The organism is Aeromonas popoffii (assembly GCF_000820025.1).
Taxonomy (GTDB): Bacteria; Pseudomonadota; Gammaproteobacteria; order Enterobacterales; family Aeromonadaceae; genus Aeromonas; species Aeromonas popoffii.
In genome coordinates this window covers 29,311-45,456 of record NZ_CDBI01000086.1, presented here as the reverse complement: position 1 = coordinate 45,456, position 16,146 = coordinate 29,311, and the positions used below count along the sequence as shown (strand labels likewise).

The 16,146-nt window shown below is 60.4% G+C and carries 15 protein-coding genes and 1 pseudogene; 8 read left to right on the top strand and 8 right to left on the bottom strand.

The window, feature by feature from the left end:
* Window positions 1–67 precede the first annotated feature (67 nt).
* The gene (locus BN1129_RS24410) at window positions 68–190 is read right to left on the bottom strand and encodes a hypothetical protein (RefSeq protein ID WP_280136043.1); all 123 of its coding nucleotides are present in this window, start codon (window positions 188–190) and stop codon (window positions 68–70) included.
* Window positions 191–610: 420 nt separating this feature from the next.
* Here BN1129_RS24410 and nadA point away from each other — a divergent pair, with 420 nt between their 5' ends.
* Window positions 611–1,684 carry a quinolinate synthase NadA gene (gene nadA, locus BN1129_RS18595; RefSeq protein WP_042038565.1) on the top strand — a complete coding sequence of 358 codons (1,074 nt, stop codon included), beginning with the start codon at window positions 611–613 and terminating at the stop codon, window positions 1,682–1,684.
* Between the two features lie 67 nt (window positions 1,685–1,751).
* Here nadA and BN1129_RS18590 read toward each other — a convergent pair whose 3' ends face one another.
* Window positions 1,752–2,618 carry a D-hexose-6-phosphate mutarotase gene (locus BN1129_RS18590; protein WP_042038564.1) on the bottom strand — a complete coding sequence of 289 codons (867 nt, stop codon included), beginning with the start codon at window positions 2,616–2,618 and terminating at the stop codon, window positions 1,752–1,754.
* A 116-nt stretch (window positions 2,619–2,734) separates the two neighbouring features.
* Window positions 2,735–3,730: a type I glyceraldehyde-3-phosphate dehydrogenase gene (gap, locus tag BN1129_RS18585; protein ID WP_042038563.1), complete on the bottom strand. Its 996-nt coding sequence runs from the start codon at window positions 3,728–3,730 to the stop codon at window positions 2,735–2,737.
* Between the two features lie 346 nt (window positions 3,731–4,076).
* On the opposite strand from gap, the gene malQ reads away from it, so the two are divergent.
* From malQ to msrB, 4 genes are all read left to right on the top strand, one after another.
* On the top strand, window positions 4,077–6,266 hold the full coding sequence (malQ, locus tag BN1129_RS18580) for a 4-alpha-glucanotransferase (RefSeq protein WP_042038561.1): 2,190 nt from the start codon (window positions 4,077–4,079) through the stop codon (window positions 6,264–6,266).
* Window positions 6,267–6,348: 82 nt separating this feature from the next.
* Window positions 6,349–8,526 (top strand): 1,4-alpha-glucan branching protein GlgB, encoded by a 2,178-nt coding sequence (gene glgB / locus BN1129_RS18575; RefSeq protein WP_042038559.1) that lies wholly within the window; start codon window positions 6,349–6,351, stop codon window positions 8,524–8,526.
* The gene (gene glgX, locus BN1129_RS18570) at window positions 8,526–10,673 is read left to right on the top strand and encodes a glycogen debranching protein GlgX (RefSeq protein ID WP_042038557.1); all 2,148 of its coding nucleotides are present in this window, start codon (window positions 8,526–8,528) and stop codon (window positions 10,671–10,673) included. Before glgB ends, glgX begins: the two co-directional genes overlap by 1 nt.
* Window positions 10,674–10,729: 56 nt before the next feature.
* Window positions 10,730–11,116, top strand: a complete 387-nt coding sequence (gene msrB / locus BN1129_RS18565) for a peptide-methionine (R)-S-oxide reductase MsrB (RefSeq protein WP_042038556.1) — start codon at window positions 10,730–10,732, stop codon at window positions 11,114–11,116.
* A gap of 78 nt (window positions 11,117–11,194) precedes the next feature.
* On the opposite strand, the gene chrA is transcribed toward msrB, so the two are convergent.
* The 3 genes and pseudogenes from chrA to BN1129_RS18550 all read right to left on the bottom strand — a co-directional run.
* Window positions 11,195–12,349: a chromate efflux transporter gene (gene chrA / locus BN1129_RS18560; RefSeq protein WP_042038554.1), complete on the bottom strand. Its 1,155-nt coding sequence runs from the start codon at window positions 12,347–12,349 to the stop codon at window positions 11,195–11,197.
* 122 nt (window positions 12,350–12,471) lie between these two features.
* Entirely contained in the window at window positions 12,472–12,915 is a 444-nt protein-coding gene (locus BN1129_RS18555) for a nucleotide triphosphate diphosphatase NUDT15 (RefSeq protein WP_042038553.1), read from the bottom strand.
* 111 nt (window positions 12,916–13,026) lie between these two features.
* Window positions 13,027–13,242 (bottom strand): annotated as a pseudogene (locus tag BN1129_RS18550) (NADP-dependent oxidoreductase); the annotation flags it as partial.
* A gap of 104 nt (window positions 13,243–13,346) precedes the next feature.
* Here BN1129_RS18550 and BN1129_RS18545 point away from each other — a divergent pair.
* The 3 genes from BN1129_RS18545 (at window position 13,347) to BN1129_RS18535 (ending at window position 14,495) form a co-directional block, all read left to right on the top strand.
* A complete protein-coding gene (locus tag BN1129_RS18545) occupies window positions 13,347–13,772 on the top strand; it encodes a MarR family winged helix-turn-helix transcriptional regulator (RefSeq protein ID WP_042038551.1) in 426 nt (141 codons plus the stop codon).
* 35 nt (window positions 13,773–13,807) lie between these two features.
* Window positions 13,808–14,056 (top strand): hypothetical protein, encoded by a 249-nt coding sequence (locus BN1129_RS18540; RefSeq protein ID WP_042038549.1) that lies wholly within the window; start codon window positions 13,808–13,810, stop codon window positions 14,054–14,056.
* A gap of 121 nt (window positions 14,057–14,177) precedes the next feature.
* Window positions 14,178–14,495 carry a hypothetical protein gene (locus tag BN1129_RS18535; protein ID WP_042038548.1) on the top strand — a complete coding sequence of 106 codons (318 nt, stop codon included), beginning with the start codon at window positions 14,178–14,180 and terminating at the stop codon, window positions 14,493–14,495.
* Window positions 14,496–14,616: 121 nt separating this feature from the next.
* Here BN1129_RS18535 and BN1129_RS18530 read toward each other — a convergent pair whose 3' ends face one another.
* Window positions 14,617–15,093, bottom strand: a complete 477-nt coding sequence (locus BN1129_RS18530; protein ID WP_005318665.1) for an Lrp/AsnC family transcriptional regulator — start codon at window positions 15,091–15,093, stop codon at window positions 14,617–14,619.
* Window positions 15,094–15,402: 309 nt separating this feature from the next.
* Window positions 15,403–16,026, bottom strand: coding sequence for a helix-turn-helix transcriptional regulator (locus tag BN1129_RS18525; protein WP_042038547.1), 624 nt, complete (start codon window positions 16,024–16,026; stop codon window positions 15,403–15,405).
* Window positions 16,027–16,146 lie beyond the last annotated feature (120 nt).

Here is a 16,146-nt window from a genome sequence, read left to right as displayed (position 1 = left end):
ATCCCAGTAACGACCACCAGATCGAAAAGCCCGCAACGATGCGGGCTTTTTTTATGGCTGTTGCTCATCAGATTGTCAGACGATCCAGCTGGGTTGCCTGGGTTGCCTGGGTTGCCTGGGTTGCCTGGGTGGTTGCGGCCTGCGCCAGCTTCTCGCTCAGGCGATGGCTGGCACCCAGGGGCTGCGGCATCCCCCATGCGCATCAGGCAGGCTCTGGTTGATGGTATCGCTGACGGTACTCGGCTCCTTGGCCGCCTGGCGACCAGGTTGATGTGAGCGTGGATCCGCTGGATCTGTGCCACCGCCCGGTTGAGTGCCTCGAAGGAGTGCTCTGTGCCCTCGACAGTACTGGCCGAGCGGGTGATGCCGGTGCTCATCTACTGCTGGTTGCCCTGCACCATGCCGCCCAGCTGATCAGGAGGAGCCCCATGGTGAGCAACCGCTTGGTGTTGAGCGGGCGTTGTTTCATTCGAAAACTCCTTTTGGCAAGAATGACAACGAATCACGTGAGGGTATCTGGACACTTGCGTATCACCGGATTTGTTGATGGGTTTGTGGCCAGCTTCTGGTTATAATTTTTGCCTTTCCGAGCCTTGATGGAACAGTCGCAATGAGCAATGCACTGAGCAGTATCCCTCCGGTGGTCGAGATGGACTACCCGTTCCCGGTCAAACCGGCCCCGCTGACCGCCGAGCAGAAAACGACCCTGATCGCAGACATCAAGGCACTGCTTGAAGCGCGCCAGGCTGTGCTGGTTGCCCACTACTACACGGATCCCGAGATCCAGGCGCTGGCCGAGGCCACTGGTGGTTTCGTCGGTGACTCCCTCGAGATGGCCCGTTTTGGCCGGGATCACGCCGCCCAGACCCTGATCGTGGCCGGGGTGCGTTTCATGGGGGAGACCTCCAAGATCCTGAGCCCGCACAAGCGGGTGTTGATGCCGACCCTGGAGGCCGAGTGTTCCCTCGATCTGGGCTGCCCCAGCGATAAATTCTCGGCCTTCTGCGATGCCCACCCCGACCACATAGTGGTGGTTTATGCCAATACCTCGGCTGCGGTGAAGGCGCGGGCAGACTGGGTGGTGACCTCCAGCATTGCGCTTGAGATAGTCGAACACCTCGACAGCCAGGGTCACAAGATCATCTGGGGCCCGGACAGGCACCTCGGCGCCTATATCGAGAAGAAGACGGGCGCCCAGATGCTGCGCTGGCAGGGCCACTGCATCGTCCATGACGAGTTCAAGGCCCGAGCCCTGCGCGAGCTCAAGGAGCAGAACCCGGATGCGGCTGTGCTGGTGCATCCGGAATCTCCGGCCTCGGTCATCGAGTTGGCCGATGCGGTGGGCTCCACCAGTCAACTGATCAAGGCGGCCACAGAACTGCCTCAGCAGAAGCTGATCGTGGCGACCGATCGCGGCATCTTCTACAAGATGCAGCAGGCTTGTCCGGACAAGGAGATGGTCGAGGCGCCGACCGGTGGCGATGGTGCCACCTGCCGCAGCTGCGCCCACTGTCCCTGGATGGCAATGAACGGTCTGGTGGCGATCAAGGAGGCGTTGACCGATGGCGCCGAGCGTCACGAGATCCTGGTGGATGAAGCCCTGCGGGTGAGGGCATTGCTCCCGCTGGATCGCATGCTCGATTTTGCCGCCGAGCTCAGGCTCAAGACTCAGGGTAACGCCTGACAAGAGTGGCATGACATGCAAAGAGGGCACCCGCGGGTGCCCTCTTTTGTTATGAGTGCCGTGAAGATCAGAGGATCACGGTAGAGAGGCTGTGCTCCTCATCCGGTGCTATGACTACGCCTGCCTCGGCTGTGATGGCTGCTTCGACGCAGAGCATGGTGCGGTAGCCGTCGTTGCTCATGTCAGCCATGGCGGTGGCACCTTCCTGCCAGGGGGTCCAGACCACAATGCTGTCGTGGTTGCCGCTGACCACCTGAGTAGTGCGATCGCCATCCTCAACCCGGATCATGGCCTCGGGTTGGTGGTAGACCCGATCAATGGCCTCTGTGAGTGTCAGCGCACCCTGCTGCTGCGCATCCTGGCCGGTCAGCATGTCTGCATAAGGCTCACCCAGTCCGATCACGCTGACGGCTTCCGGGGCGCCAATCTGCAGATAGGTATGCAGGGCGGCATTGTAGGCGATGGGGGCCTTGCCCGTGTTGCGGGTCGTCAGCACCAGCGAGAGCTCCTTGCCGACCAGGACGTCCAGTTCCAACTCGAAGGGGTGGGGCCAGAGGGTACGGGTCGCGTTGTTGTCACGCAGAGAGAGATGGACGAGCGTGCCATCGCCGTGATCAGAGACACCGTCCAGGGTCCAGAGGCTGGTGCGGGCGAAGCCGTGGGACGGTTTGCCGCTGCCGACACGGGCGGGGGCCGGGCCGAACCAGGGCCAGCAGATTGGAACGCCACCGCGGATGGGCTTGCTGCCGTCCAGCACGGCCTTGTCGCTGAGCCAGAGCGAGGCGGGTTCGCCGTGGCGCTGGTAGTGCAGCACCTGGGCACCAAATAGGCTGATCTCGGCCTTTGCATCGCCATTGTCGATGGAGAGCAGGGGCAGGCCAGCGGCATTATGGCTGAGGATACAGTGGGCAGTCAGAGAGCGTGTCGGTTGCATGAGGACTCCTGTGCTCGCGCACATTCAGAAGAGAGGGTCGGAAAATCCACGGTCCAGAATACAAAAAAGCGGCCAATGGCCGCCTTTTTTCAAGCTACTTGATTGCGCATCCCAAATTACTTGGAGATGTGAGCGATCAGGTCCAGAACCTTGCTGGAGTAGCCCATTTCGTTGTCGTACCAGGATACAACTTTAACGAACTTGTCGTTCAGAGCGATACCGGCTTTGGCATCGAACACGGAAGTCTGACGCTCGCCCAGGAAGTCAGTGGAGACCACTTGATCTTCGGTGTAGCCCAGCACGCCCTTCATGGAACCTTCAGAGGCTGCTTTCATGGCTGCGCAGATTTCAGCGTAGGTAGCCGCTTTCTTCAGGTTGACGGTCAGGTCAACAACGGATACGTCCGGAGTCGGTACGCGGAAAGCCATGCCGGTCAGTTTGCCGTTCAGTTCCGGGATAACAACGCCAACAGCTTTGGCAGCACCGGTAGAGGACGGGATGATGTTCTGAGCCGCACCGCGGCCACCGCGCCAGTCTTTGGCAGACGGACCATCAACGGTCTTCTGGGTAGCAGTGGTAGCGTGGACAGTGGTCATCAGGCCGGATTCGATACCGAAGGTATCGTTCAGAACCTTGGCGATCGGGGCCAGGCAGTTGGTGGTGCAGGAAGCGTTGGAAACGATGTCCTGACCAGCGTAGGTCGCGTCGTTAACACCCATGACGAACATAGGGGTAGCGTCTTTGGACGGGCCAGTCAGAACAACTTTCTTGGCGCCGGCAGCGATGTGCTTGCGAGCAGTCGCGTCGTCCAGGAACAGACCGGTGGCTTCGGCAACAACGTCAACACCGATGGCATCCCACTTCAGGTTTGCCGGGTCACGTTCAGCGGTAACACGTACGGTTTTGCCGTTGACAACCAGGTTGCCGTCTTTGACTTCAACGGTGCCCTTGAAGCGGCCGTGAGTGGAGTCGTACTTCAGCATGTAAGCCATGTAGTCAACGTCGATCAGGTCGTTGATACCAACCACTTCGATGTCAGTACGCTCAGCGGCCAGACGGAAGACGAAACGGCCGATGCGGCCAAAACCGTTAATACCTACTTTGATAGTCATATTTGGTTACCTAACTGTTCAGTAGTCAAAGAAAATTCCGTTTGTAAATTTACTAGAACTCCCCCATGAGTCAACCAACATTCTGTCTGAAATTGCGCTAAATCATGAAAAACTGTGAAATTTATTTTCGGTTTATGTAACTGACTACCAACTTTTGTCGAAAATGTCGTCGGTTGGTTCGCGTCACAGATATCAACAATAGTGCCTGTTCGGTCACACAACCAGCTAGGCAGATGTGTAAAAATGTGCGCGGTTCAGCATGGCCAAAGAGCCATTGTTCAAGTACCACCCATAAAAAATTAATCAAAATAGTATAGATAGAATCCACAGCGGGAATTCTCAAACTATGACCACCCTGATTGAACATCTGGCTGCCGCCAAAGGCATTGCCAGTGAGTATGTTGACGCCTGGGGCCACTCGGCCCAGGTATCCGAAGAGAGCAAGGCCGCCATGCTGGGCGCAATGGGTTATCGCGTCGATGACGAAGTAGCCCTGACGCAGCAGCTGGAGCAGGAGCATCGTCAGCATTGGCTGCGCGCGCTGGATCCCGTGATGGTGGTTCGCAGCGGTGAACCCATTACCCTCGACGTTCGCTTGCCCATCGATTTCGTCAATGACGCCCTCAGCTGGCAGCTTGCGCTGGAGCAGGGGACTGTGTTGTCCGGCCAAATCACCCCCATCGAGGGTGAGCTGGTAGGCGTCGCAGAATTCGAAGAGATGGAGTGCCAGGCCTATCGCGTGGCGTTGAATGTGCAGCCTGAACTGGGTTATCACCAGCTGACCCTGCTGGAGGAGGGCAACGATGAGCCGCTCGCCAGCATGCGTCTCATCGTCGCGCCCAAATCCTGTTACAAGCAGGCTCCCATCGCCGCTGGCCGCAAAGTGTGGGGCCCGAGCGTGCAGCTCTACTGCCTGCGCAGCCGCCACAACTGGGGCATAGGTGATTTCAGCGATCTCGGCCAGCTGGTCGAGAAAGCCGCAGCCTGGGGAGCCCACTTCGTCGGCCTGAACCCCATTCATGCCCTCTATCCTGCCAACCCTGAGAGTGCCAGCCCTTACAGCCCCTCGTCCCGTCGCTGGCTCAATGTGGCCTACATCAACGTGGAGGTAGTGCCCGAGTTTCTGGCCAACGATCGTCTCAAGGCTGAGGTAGCCAACCCGGCGTTCCAGCAGCACCTAAGTGAGCTGCGCGCCAAGAGCAACGTGGATTACACCGGCGTCATCGAGACCAAGATCGGTATGCTGCGCAAAGTGTTTGACCAGACAAAGCCTGGCCAAGCGCGACAAACGGCATTCGAAAAGTTTGTTATCGCCGGTGGCGACAGCCTGCAACAGCAGGCGGCCTTTGATGCCCTGCAGGCCTACTTCTATGGCAAGGGCGAAAACGCCTGGGGCTGGCCGGTATGGCCCGATGCGTACCGCGATTACCACAACCCCGAGGTGGCCACCTGGGTCGCCGCGCACCAGCAGGACGTGAACTTCTATCTCTACCTGCAGTTCCTGGCCGATGAGCAGTTGGCGCACGCCGATGCCCGCGCCAAGGCCGCCGGTATGGTGATGGGGATCTATCGGGATCTGGCGGTCGGGGTCTCTGAAGGCTCCACCGAGATCTGGGCCAACCGGGATCTCTACTGCCCGAAAGCCTCGGTCGGGGCGCCACCCGATATCCTGGGTCCGCTCGGCCAAAACTGGGGCCTGCCCCCCATGAACCCGAACCAGCTGTTCGAGGCGGGCTATCAGCCCATGGTGGATCTGTTCCGCGCCAACATGCGCTCCTGCGGCGCGCTGCGCATCGATCACGTGATGGCCTTGCTGCGCCTGTGGTGGGTGCCGCCCGGAGAGTCCGCCGCCAAGGGGGCTTACATCTACTATCCGGTCAACGATCTGTTGGGGATCCTGGCGCTCGAATCCCACCGCAATCAGTGCCTGCTGATTGGTGAAGATTTGGGCACTGTGCCCGAAGGCATAGACGTCACGCTCAAAGAGAACGGCGTTCACTCTTACAAGGTGTTCTTCTTCGAGCGATCCAAGGCCGATGGGGGCTTCATTTCCCCTGCTCACTACACCGAGCAGGCGATGTCGGCCCTGACCACGCACGACATGCCGACCCTCAAGGGCTTCTGGCATTGCGACGATCTGGCGCTGGGCCGCGAGCTGAAATTGTATCCGGATGAAGACGTGCTCAAGACCCTGTATGCTGATCGCCATCAGGCAAAACAGCGGATCCTCGACAGCCTGCATGCTCATGGCGTCATCTCTGACAACGTCAGTCAAGACGTGAACTGGGTTGGCATGAACACAGAACTCAACCATGGGCTGCAACTGCATATGTCCCGCGGCAGCTGCGCTCTGTTCAGTACCCAGCTGGAAGACTGGCTGGAGATGGACAAACCGGTCAACGTGCCGGGTACCAGTTATCAATACCCCAACTGGCGTCGCAAGCTGTCCACCGATCTGGAGGATATTTTTGCCAATGAAGCGCTCAAGGCGCTGGCAGGCAAGATGAGCCAGGCCCGTGATGAGGCCAGTCGTTGAGCCACTGCCGACAAAACGTGACTCACTTACATCCGTTTCGGCCCTGGCCGGAGCGGATGTTCAGCTATGAAAGGAAATCTCGATGCTCGTTGAACGTTTGGTTGCTGCCCGCTGCGCCGATCCCTTCTCTCATTTAGGCCTGCAGACCAACCCGGATGGGCCAGGCCTCAAATTGACTGTCTGGTTACCGGATGCCCTCGAGATGCGCGTCAGGGATCTCAAGTCGGGCAAAATCGTTGCCACCTTGGCACCCTCCGATGAATCGGGCCTTTTTGAAACTGTTTTCACCCGCCGTAAAAATCCCTTTCCCTACCAGTTGATCGCCGACTATGCCGATGCCAAAGCCGAATTTGTCGACCCCTACCAGTTTCAGGATGCAGGTTGGGCCGGTCTGGCAGAACTGACCTCCCAGCCGGACAACATCTACCACACGCTCGGTGCGCAACTGCGCACCGTGGAGCACCTTGGCGTGCAGGTGGAAGGGGTGCGCTTTGCCGTCTATGCGCCGAGCGCCACCGCCGTGAGTCTGATTGGTGATTTCAACTTCTGGGACGGTCGTCGTCACCCCATGCAGCGCAGCCAGTGTGGTCACTGGGTGCTGTTCGTGCCGGGCCTCAAGGCGGGGGATCGCTACAAGTTCGAGCTCAAAGACCCCATGGGCAATCGGCTGCCCCACAAGAGCGACCCGGTCGGTTTCTACTGCGAGCAGTACCCGTCGTTCGCCTCCGTGGTCTACGACCACGAGCAGTACCAGTGGCAGGATGCCGCCTGGCGCGAGAGTCAGCAGAATGACAAGCGGGATCAGCCGCTCTCCATTTACGAGCTGCACGTCGGCTCCTGGAAGCGCCACCCCAACGGTGACAGCTTGAGCTGGCGCGAGCTGGCGGTGGATCTGGTCGCCTACATCAAAGAGATGGAGTATACCCACATCGAGCTGCTGCCGGTCTCCGAGCACCCGTTCAGCGGCTCCTGGGGCTACCAGCCGGTGGGCATGTTCTCCCCCACCAGCCGCTACGGCAGCGCCGACGACTTCAAATATTTCGTCGACCAGTGCCACCAGGCTGGCATCGGCGTCATCCTGGACTGGGTACCGGCTCACTTCCCGTCCGATGCCCACGGTCTGGCCCGTTTCGACGGCACCCCACTCTATGAGTACGAAGATCCGCGCCGTGGCTGGCACCCGGACTGGAACTCCTACATTTACGATTTCGGCCGTAATACGGTGCGCCAGTTCCTGGTGGCGAGCGCCCTGTTCTGGCTCGACAAGTTCCACATCGATGGCCTGCGGGTGGATGCGGTCGCCTCCATGCTCTATCTGGACTATTCGCGCAATGCGGGCGAGTGGGTGCCGAACGTTGACGGCGGCAACCATAACTACGAGGCGATAAGCCTCTTGAAGTGGACCAACGAAGAGGTGTACGGCAAGTATCCCCACGCCATGACCATCGCCGAGGAGTCCACCGCCTTTGCCGGCGTCTCTCGCCCGACCTTCCTCGGTGGCCTCGGTTTTGGCTTCAAGTGGAATATGGGCTGGATGCACGACACCCTCACCTATATGCAAAAAGAGCCTATTCACCGTCGCTACCACCACAACGACATGACCTTCTCCATGGTGTACCACTATGACGAGAACTTCATCCTGTCGCTCTCCCACGACGAGGTGGTGCACGGCAAGCACTCCATGCTCTACAAGATGCCCGGTGACGAGTGGCAGCAAGCCGCCAACCTGCGCGCCTATATGGGCTTCATGTATGCCCACCCGGGCAAGAAGCTCAACTTCATGGGCACCGAGATCGCCCAGAGCAACGAGTGGAACCACGATGCCCAGCTGCCGTGGCACCTGCTGCAGTACCCCAAGCACGATGGCCAGCAGCGGTTGATCCGCGATCTCAACCACCTTTACCGTCATGAGCCTGCCTTGTATCAGGCCGATTATGAGCAAGTCGGCTTCCGCTGGCTGGATCACAACGATGCCGACAACAGCATCTTTGCCTGGCTGCGGGCCGACAAGCAGGGGGCCCATCCGATCATGGTGACCTGCAACTTCACCCCTGTGCCGCGTATCACCTATCGACTCGGGGTGCCGGCCGCGGGCCGCTATCGCGTGGTGCTCAATACCGACAGCGAGCATTACTGGGGCAGCAACTATGATGTGGGTCTGGCCTTCGTCGCCGAGCCGACTCCCTGGCAGGGAATGGGGCACAGCATAGTGCTGGATCTGCCGCCGCTCGCGACCTTGTTCATCAAACAGGAGTCTTGATGTTTGCAATGGAAAAGGGGCAGGACCACCCGCTGGGTGCGCTGCTCGATGAGACAGGTTGTCACTTCTGTGTGTGGGCCCCGCAATCGGACAAGGTGGAGCTCTGCCTGTTCGACGAACAGGAGCAGGAGCTGGCCCGGCTGGCGCTGCCCGGCCGTCGGGGTCAGTACCGCTTCGGCTATGTGCGCGGCGTCAAGGCCGGTCAGCGTTACGGCTATCGGGTGCATGGCACGCCCCAGGATGGGATGCTGTTCGATCCGCAGAAGCTGCTGATCGACCCCTACGCCAGGGCGCTCAGCCGGGCGACCCATTGGGATGACAAGCTGTATGAGGGCGACAGTGCAGAGATGATTGCCAAGTCGGTGGTGGTGGATGACGCCTTCGACTGGCAGGGGATTGGCAAGCCCGGGATCCCATCAGAGCGCACCGTCATCTACGAAACCCACGTCAAGGGCTTCACCCGCCAGCATCAGGGGGTGCCGAGCGAGCTGCGCGGCACCTACCTCGGCATCTGTCATCCGTTGATCCTCGAGCACATGAAGAGCCTCGGTATCACCTCGGTGCAGCTGATGCCGGTGGCGGCTTTTATGTCGGAACCCCGACTGGAGCAATTGGGACTGACCAACTACTGGGGCTACAACCCCATCGCCTTCTTCGCCCCGGAGCCGCGTTACAGCACCAAGGCAGACGAGGCGGTGACCGAGTTCAAGACCATGGTGCGCGAGCTGCACCGGGCCGGGCTCGAGGTGATACTGGATGTGGTCTACAACCACACTGCCGCCTCGGGCTTCGACGGCCCTACCCTCTCGTTCAAGGGCTTTGACAACGCCGGTTACTACGCCTTCGAAGCGGGCCCCCACGGCCCAGACTACACCCGTCACGCCAACGTCACCGGCTGTGGCAACAGCGTCAACCTGGATCATCCCAACACCCTGCGGCTGGTGCTCGATGCCCTGCGCTACTGGGTGACCGAGATGCAAGTGGACGGTTTCCGCTTCGATCTGGCGGTGACCCTGGCGCGGGAAGCGGGGGAGTTTGATCCCATGGGGGCCTTCTTCAAGGCCATGATGGCGGATCCCGTGCTGGCGCGAGTCAAGCTCATCGCCGAGCCCTGGGATATTGGGCCGTTTGGCTATCGGCTTGGCCAGTTTCCGAGCCAGTGGTTGGAGATCAACGACCGTTATCGCGACACGGTGCGCGCCTTCTGGCGCGGTGATGCCGGCAAGATGGGGGATTTCGCCACCCGCTTGGTTGGATCGCGGGATATCTTCCCCAAGAACTGGCGCTCCCCCCACACCAGCGTCAACTACCTCTGCTATCACGACGGTTTCACCCTGGAGGATCTGGTCTCCTACAACCAGCGTCATAACCAGGCCAACGGAGAGGACAACCGGGACGGTCATGGCAACAACCTCTCCAACAACCATGGGGTAGAGGGGCCGACTCTGGACCCGCGGGTCAACAACCTGCGCCAGCAGCAGAAGCGCAACCTGATCGCCACCTTGCTGCTCTCTCAGGGCACGCCGCACTTCCTGGCCGGGGACGAGATGGGGCGCAGCCAGCTGGGCAACAACAACGCCTACTGTCAGGACAACCAGATCAGCTGGGTCAACTGGCAATGGCGGCCGGAAGACGAGCGGTTGTTCGCCTTCACCCAGCAGATGATGGCACTGCGGGCAGAATCGACCGTCTTCTCCAATCTGCAATTGAGTGATGACAGCTGGAACGGAACGCCCACCCATTGCCATCAGGTCAACTGGTATCACCCGGATGGCCATCAGCTCACCGATCAGGATTGGCACGCTCCCATGGGGCAGGCATTTGCCATGGATATCGGCATGCAGCTGTGCGAGGGGGAGCGCTGGTACGTGCTGTTCAACGCCAGCGATTACGATATCCAGTTCCGCCTGCCGCCGCCGGGGGAGGGGTTGGAGTGGATCCAGACCATAGACACGGCCACTAACGACGGCCTGCCCTTCCTGCCCGATGACATCAAGCGTCAGGTGGCGGTGGGCCGCGCCCACTCCCTCAAGTTGCTGGAGCGGGTTGCCCTGACGGCGGTGGCGCTGGCCGAAGAGGGGGTCGTTGCCGTGCCGGATGTTGCTGTCGTGTTGTCAACGGGATCACAGTTCCCGCTGGCGGGGTAGAGCAAAGCGGCCTGACTGGCTATGCTGGGCGCCGTGATAAATGGCAAGGAGTCGGTATGAGCAACAACAATTCTGAGCAGTGGCGCAACAAGCTGAGTGCGGAGCAGTTTCGTGTCTGCTGGGAGAAGGGCACCGAGCAGCCCTACAGCGGCGCCCTGCTCCACAACCGCAAGAGTGGTGACTATCTCTGCGTCTGCTGCAAGAGCGTGCTGTTTCACTCAGGAGCAAAGTTTGACTCCGGCTGTGGCTGGCCTTCGTTCGATCGGGCCATCGAGGGCACAGTGACCTACACAGAGGACAGAAGCCACGGCATGAAGCGGGTGGAGATCACTTGTAGCCAGTGCGGATCCCACCTGGGGCACGTCTTTCCCGACGGGCCGACCGAGACCGGGCAGCGTTACTGCGTCAACAGTCTGAGTCTGGATTTCGATCCCGAGGCCTGAGCGACCAGTTTGAACATGAAAAACGGCGCCCCATCACGGAGGCGCCGTTTTTTTATGGTGCATCGTCCACCATCTGGTTCAGGCCAGCAGCATGGCGGCCCCCACCAGCAGTGCGGCAATGGCCAGAATGGGCAGCTTCAATATTCGCAACAGATAGAAGCCGACGGCGGCCAGCGCCAGATCGGTCGGCACCTGTACCGCGCTCTGCCACACCGGTTGATAGAGCGCCGCCAACAGCAAGCCCACCACGGCGGCGTTGATGCCGATCACGGCCCCTGCCAACCGGGGGCGGGCCAGCCAGCCCTGCCAGCAAGGCCCCAGGGCCCACAACAGCAAAAAGCCGGGCAGGAACAGCGCCAGGGTCGCCAGCAGGGCTCCTGCCAGCGGCGTGGTTGGTAGCAGCTGAGCGCCGAGATAGGTGGCCAGGGTGAACATGGGGCCGGGCACCAGCTGGGCCAGACTGTAGCCAGTCAGAAACTGCTGCTCGTTGAGGGTGTGGCCCACGCTCTCTTGCAGCAAAGGCAGCACCACGTGGCCGCCGCCAAACACCAGGCTACCCGCCCGGTAGAAGTCGGCGACCAGCTGGCTGGCGGGGCCAGTGGCCAGCAGCGGCAGGCCGACAAACAGCAGGGCAAACAGCAGCAGGGTGGGCCAGTGGGGCTGGCGCATCGATATTGGTTGAGTGGGCGAGGGCTGTGGGCCTTGGGCTTGCGACTCCCCGACGCGGGCACAGAGCAGGGCGGCGCCGAGCAAGAGGCCGAGCTGTGTCAAGAGCCCGGGTTGCCACCAGAGCGCAGCGGCTGTTGCCACCATGATCCCCTGGGCCAGCGCCGTCTTGCAGAACTGACGGCTCATGGTGAGCACAGCATCTGCGACCACCACCAACGCCAGCAACTTGAGGCCGTGCAGGGCGGCATCCAGCCAGAGGTTGGCCGTTAGTTGTCCCACCCCGATGGCGGCGGCCATCAACAGCAGGAAGGAGGGAAGGGTAAAGCCGAGAAAGGCGGCCAGTGCCCCGCCCAGGCCTGCCTTGTGGCGGCCGATGGCGAAGCCGAGCTGGCTGGAGGCTGGGCCCGGCAGCAACTGACACAACGCCAGCAGCTGGGCGAATTCGGCCTGACTCAGCCAGCCCAGCCGTTCGACGAAGGTGCGCTGGAAATAACCGATATGGGCGGCGGGCCCGCCGAAGCTGACACAGCCCAACCACAGAAATTGAATGAATACCTGCCCCACCTGTTCACCTCCTCGTTGTCCTCATAGACCCGGTTGGGATGATATGACAAAGCGGTGACTTTTTTATGACAAATCGGGGGTGGCTGGCAAAGAGCAGCGTACTGCCAGTCAGCAGGCAATGGTCACTCTGTCGGCTGGCCTGGTTGAGGCAGGTAGCAACGGTCGGCCAGCCAGCAGGCGATTGATTGGCGGCTGGCATCGAAGTGGGGCTCTGGCAGGTCGCGGGGATCGCACCAGACCCAGCCCTCGCATTTTTCCGGCTCCAGCAGTTGCGGCTCCCCTTCCACCCGGGCCAGCAGGGTGACCGAGATGTAGTGCAGCCCGCTCTCGCGCCAGGTCTCCAGGTTGTTGGTGACGGCGATGACGCTGGGATTGCTGATCCTGAACCCCGTCTCCTCGGCCACTTCCCGGATCGCCGCCGATTCGAAGCTCTCACCCAGCTCCAGATGGCCGCCGGCGATGGACCAGTAGGGGGCATGGCTGCCCTTGCGCTTGCCAAGCAACACCTGGCCCTGGCTGTTGGTCAAGATAACGCCGACACCGACGCGGGGATAGGGAGTAGACATAAGAAAAGCTCCTTGCTGAAACGGCGTATTGCACCATAAAAACGTGCCCACCTTAGGGCGGCTGGGCCCGTCATGCAAGTCGCCTGCGGCGTGATGGATCAGTCCGGTGACTCAGTCCCGCTGGACCCGCATTTTGCCGGTGTGACATCCCTCGAACAGACCGAGGAAGGCCTGCGGCATGCTGGCCAGCCCCTGATAGAGAGTCGCTTCAGCCTGGCGTGATCCGGTGTCGACGGCCGGGGACACCTCGGCCAGAAACTCGCCGTAGCGCTGCCAGTGTTCGAATACGATGAGCCCCCGCATGGTGAGGCGTTGGCGGATAAATTCAGGCCAATCCTGAATGTGGAGACTGGCAACTGTTTTGCGTGCAAATTATTCGGTCCCCAATTTTACTGGGGTATACTGGCCCCACTTGTCAGCGAGGTGCCCCCATGAGTGAATTGAAAAAACAGGTCTGTTTTGCCCTCTACAGTGCCTCCAATGCCGTGATGCGCGCCTACCGGCCGCTGCTGGACCGGCTGGATCTCACCTATACCCAGTACCTGGTGATGCTGTCGCTGTGGGCACGAGATGAGGTCAGTCTCAAGGAGATTGGCCAGGAGACTGGGCTGGATGCGGGGACCCTGACCCCCATCGTCAAGCGGCTGGAGAGCAAGGGCTGGCTGACCCGCACCATCTCCTGCGAGGATGAGCGGCAAAAATGCATCGGTCTGACCGAGGCTGGGCGCCAGTTGCAGCAGGAGGTTAAAGAGTGCTGTCTGGCGGACAACTTGCGCAATCAGGTGGATTTAGCCGATGCTGAGCTGGCTCAGCTCAAGCAGCTCTGCGATCGTATCTCTGCGCAACTGGGGCGCTGAGTGCGGCCAACCCATACAGTCTGAGGATCCACCCCATGAAAATTCTGTTGCCCCTGTTTACCCTGTTGCTGACAGCTTGTAGTTCCGGCCCCGATACGCTCTTGATGGAGATAGACGATGATGCCTGGCAGGCGATCTGCAAGGACGGTACCCAGGTCCAGGCCCTGGTCGAAGAGGGGATCTGCGCGGAGCATGGCGGAGTGGCCAGTTGGACGAATCAGCCAAGAGGTGAACGGATAGTAGATGATGCCGCCAATCCGTGTGATCCAGACGCCATAAAATGACACAATTGGCCAGCTGACCAGCTTTTTTCGCGATCTCGCCTGCACTTTGCCATCTTATTCATGGTGCGCTCAGTTTTCTCTTCCCATACTGGCCCCACAGTTCCAAAAGAGGAGAGACAAGATGCAAACATCTTTGGTCGGGCTCTCCATTCTGTGGGGGCTATCCAGTTTTGGTGTTCAGGGGGATTTCATCGAGAGCCGAGATTCCGTAGCGCCATCCTGGCAAGCTGAGTCCAGAGTGGAGATGGAAGGTTATCTGATCGAGCCGCTGGGCGAAGACCGCTGGCTGTTCGACAACGGCAGCGAGAGTCTGCTGGTCTCTCTGCCCCAGGGGCAGCGGGTACCCACTGGCGAGCGGTTGCGGGTGAGCGGTGAGCCCCAGCAGGAGCAGGCAGGCTGGCTGCTGCAGGTGCAGGATGTCAGCCAGGTTGCGGTCTGACAGACGTGCCATCCAGCAAGCAAAAATGAAAAAGAGGAGGCCCTGAGCCTCCTCTTTTTGTTATCGGTTTTGTCGTGATGGTAGAGAGAGTACCGCTCTGCCATCGCGGCCGCTGGCGACCCTACCCCAGATGATTGAGCGGCAGCGCCGTCTTGTGCTTGATGCGGCGCAGTACGAAGCTGGAGCGCACCCCGGTCACGCCCGGAATGTGGGTCAGCTTGTCCAGCAGGAAGTGCTGGTAGTGTTCCATGTCCCGCACCACCACCTTGAGCTGGTAGTCGGCGTCGTTGCCGGTAATGAGGTCGCACTCGAGCACCTCGGGCAGCTCCTTGATGGCCTTGTCGAAATTCTCGAACCGCTCCGGCGTGTGTCTGTCCATGGAGATATGAATATAAGCGGTGAGGGTGAGCCCCAACTGGCGGGCGTTGAGCAGGGTGACGTGGGTATCGATGAGACCTGCATCCTCCAGCGCCTTGACCCGGCGGGAGCAGGGGGAGGGGGAGAGCCCGACCAGCTCGGCCAGCTCCAGGTTGCTGATGCGGCCATTTTCCTGCATCAACTCCAGAATATGCCTGTCTATGCGATCAAGTTTCAGCATTCTCCGTTCCTCGTTGCAATTACTAATTCACTTTTCCTAGATTAAGGGTGAACTATTGCAAAAACAACTGAAAATACATGCTACTTCGCAACCACTCACCGCGCAGTGAGGGATATTATGGTTACATCTTCCGGTGGCAAAGCAGATACCTGACCGGGTCTCTGTGGTGAAGGACCTTACCGGGTCACCAACCCCATCAGCCGTCCGACCTTATCGGGAAACGACGGGCTGGAACGAGAGCACCCCCTCCCCCGAAGGCAACAAAGCAGGCATCCCGGCGCCTGCTTTGTTGTTTCTGGCATTTGGCGATTAAGGGCTCGGCGGCGTGATGCGGTAGAGACAGCGGTGATCCCCGTCCAGCAGGTATTGCTCCCGCTCCACCCCGGCGGGCGCCAGCAGTTGGCGAAACAGCGCCAACTCGCTACGACAGAAACCGCGGCACGCCCGCGCCGCCGCGCAGATCGGGCAGTGGCTCTCCCATAGCAGCCAGCTGCCATCCTCCTCCTGGCGCATGTCCGCCATATAGCCCTCTCGCGTGCGCTGCTCTTTCAGGGCGGCCAGCCTGTCAGCCAGCGCTGGCTGGGTCAGCTGTGCCTGATAACGGCCCAGCTGTTGCTGCTCCCGCTGCTGGATCAGCCGCTCCATGCCCACTTCGCCAAACAGCTGCTGGATATTATCGATAAGCTGCAGCGTCAGATCGCTGTGGCTATCGGGGAAGCGCTGCCAGGCCTGCTCGGTCAGATGCCACAAGCGCACCGGACGGCCACGGCCGCGCGCCTCATCACGAAATCCCACCCAGCCCTCGGATGCCAGCGCGGTCAGATGCTGGCGGGCGCCCATGGAGGTCATCTGTAATTGCTCGCCCAGCGTGGCGGCGCTCTGGGGCCCGTGACTCTTGAGCAGGAACAGGATCTTGTCGGTGCTGGCGTTCATTGAGGGCTTCCCGTTATCGACAGGTACGCCAAGGATCCGGGGTATCGCAAGAGGATCTGGTCAGTACGAAGGTTCATGGGGCCATTATGGCGAGCTGCTACATTTAAATCAACTATTCAC

Bases quoted from the DNA above. Each gene is read 5' to 3' on its own strand.
- gap (WP_042038563.1), bottom strand. From the start codon at position 3,730: ATGACTATCAAAGTAGGTATTAACGGTTTTGGCCGCATCGGCCGTTTC.
- BN1129_RS18535 (WP_042038548.1), top strand. From the start codon at position 14,178: ATGCAAACATCTTTGGTCGGGCTCTCCATTCTGTGGGGGCTATCCAGT.
- BN1129_RS18545 (WP_042038551.1), top strand. From the start codon at position 13,347: ATGAGTGAATTGAAAAAACAGGTCTGTTTTGCCCTCTACAGTGCCTCC.
- glgX (WP_042038557.1), top strand. From the start codon at position 8,526: ATGTTTGCAATGGAAAAGGGGCAGGACCACCCGCTGGGTGCGCTGCTC.
- BN1129_RS18525 (WP_042038547.1), bottom strand. From the start codon at position 16,026: ATGAACGCCAGCACCGACAAGATCCTGTTCCTGCTCAAGAGTCACGGG.
- BN1129_RS18590 (WP_042038564.1), bottom strand. From the start codon at position 2,618: ATGCAACCGACACGCTCTCTGACTGCCCACTGTATCCTCAGCCATAAT.
- msrB (WP_042038556.1), top strand. From the start codon at position 10,730: ATGAGCAACAACAATTCTGAGCAGTGGCGCAACAAGCTGAGTGCGGAG.
- BN1129_RS18540 (WP_042038549.1), top strand. From the start codon at position 13,808: ATGAAAATTCTGTTGCCCCTGTTTACCCTGTTGCTGACAGCTTGTAGT.
- nadA (WP_042038565.1), top strand. From the start codon at position 611: ATGAGCAATGCACTGAGCAGTATCCCTCCGGTGGTCGAGATGGACTAC.
- BN1129_RS18555 (WP_042038553.1), bottom strand. From the start codon at position 12,915: ATGTCTACTCCCTATCCCCGCGTCGGTGTCGGCGTTATCTTGACCAAC.
- BN1129_RS18530 (WP_005318665.1), bottom strand. From the start codon at position 15,093: ATGCTGAAACTTGATCGCATAGACAGGCATATTCTGGAGTTGATGCAG.
- malQ (WP_042038561.1), top strand. From the start codon at position 4,077: ATGACCACCCTGATTGAACATCTGGCTGCCGCCAAAGGCATTGCCAGT.
- BN1129_RS24410 (WP_280136043.1), bottom strand. From the start codon at position 190: ATGCCGCAGCCCCTGGGTGCCAGCCATCGCCTGAGCGAGAAGCTGGCG.
- glgB (WP_042038559.1), top strand. From the start codon at position 6,349: ATGCTCGTTGAACGTTTGGTTGCTGCCCGCTGCGCCGATCCCTTCTCT.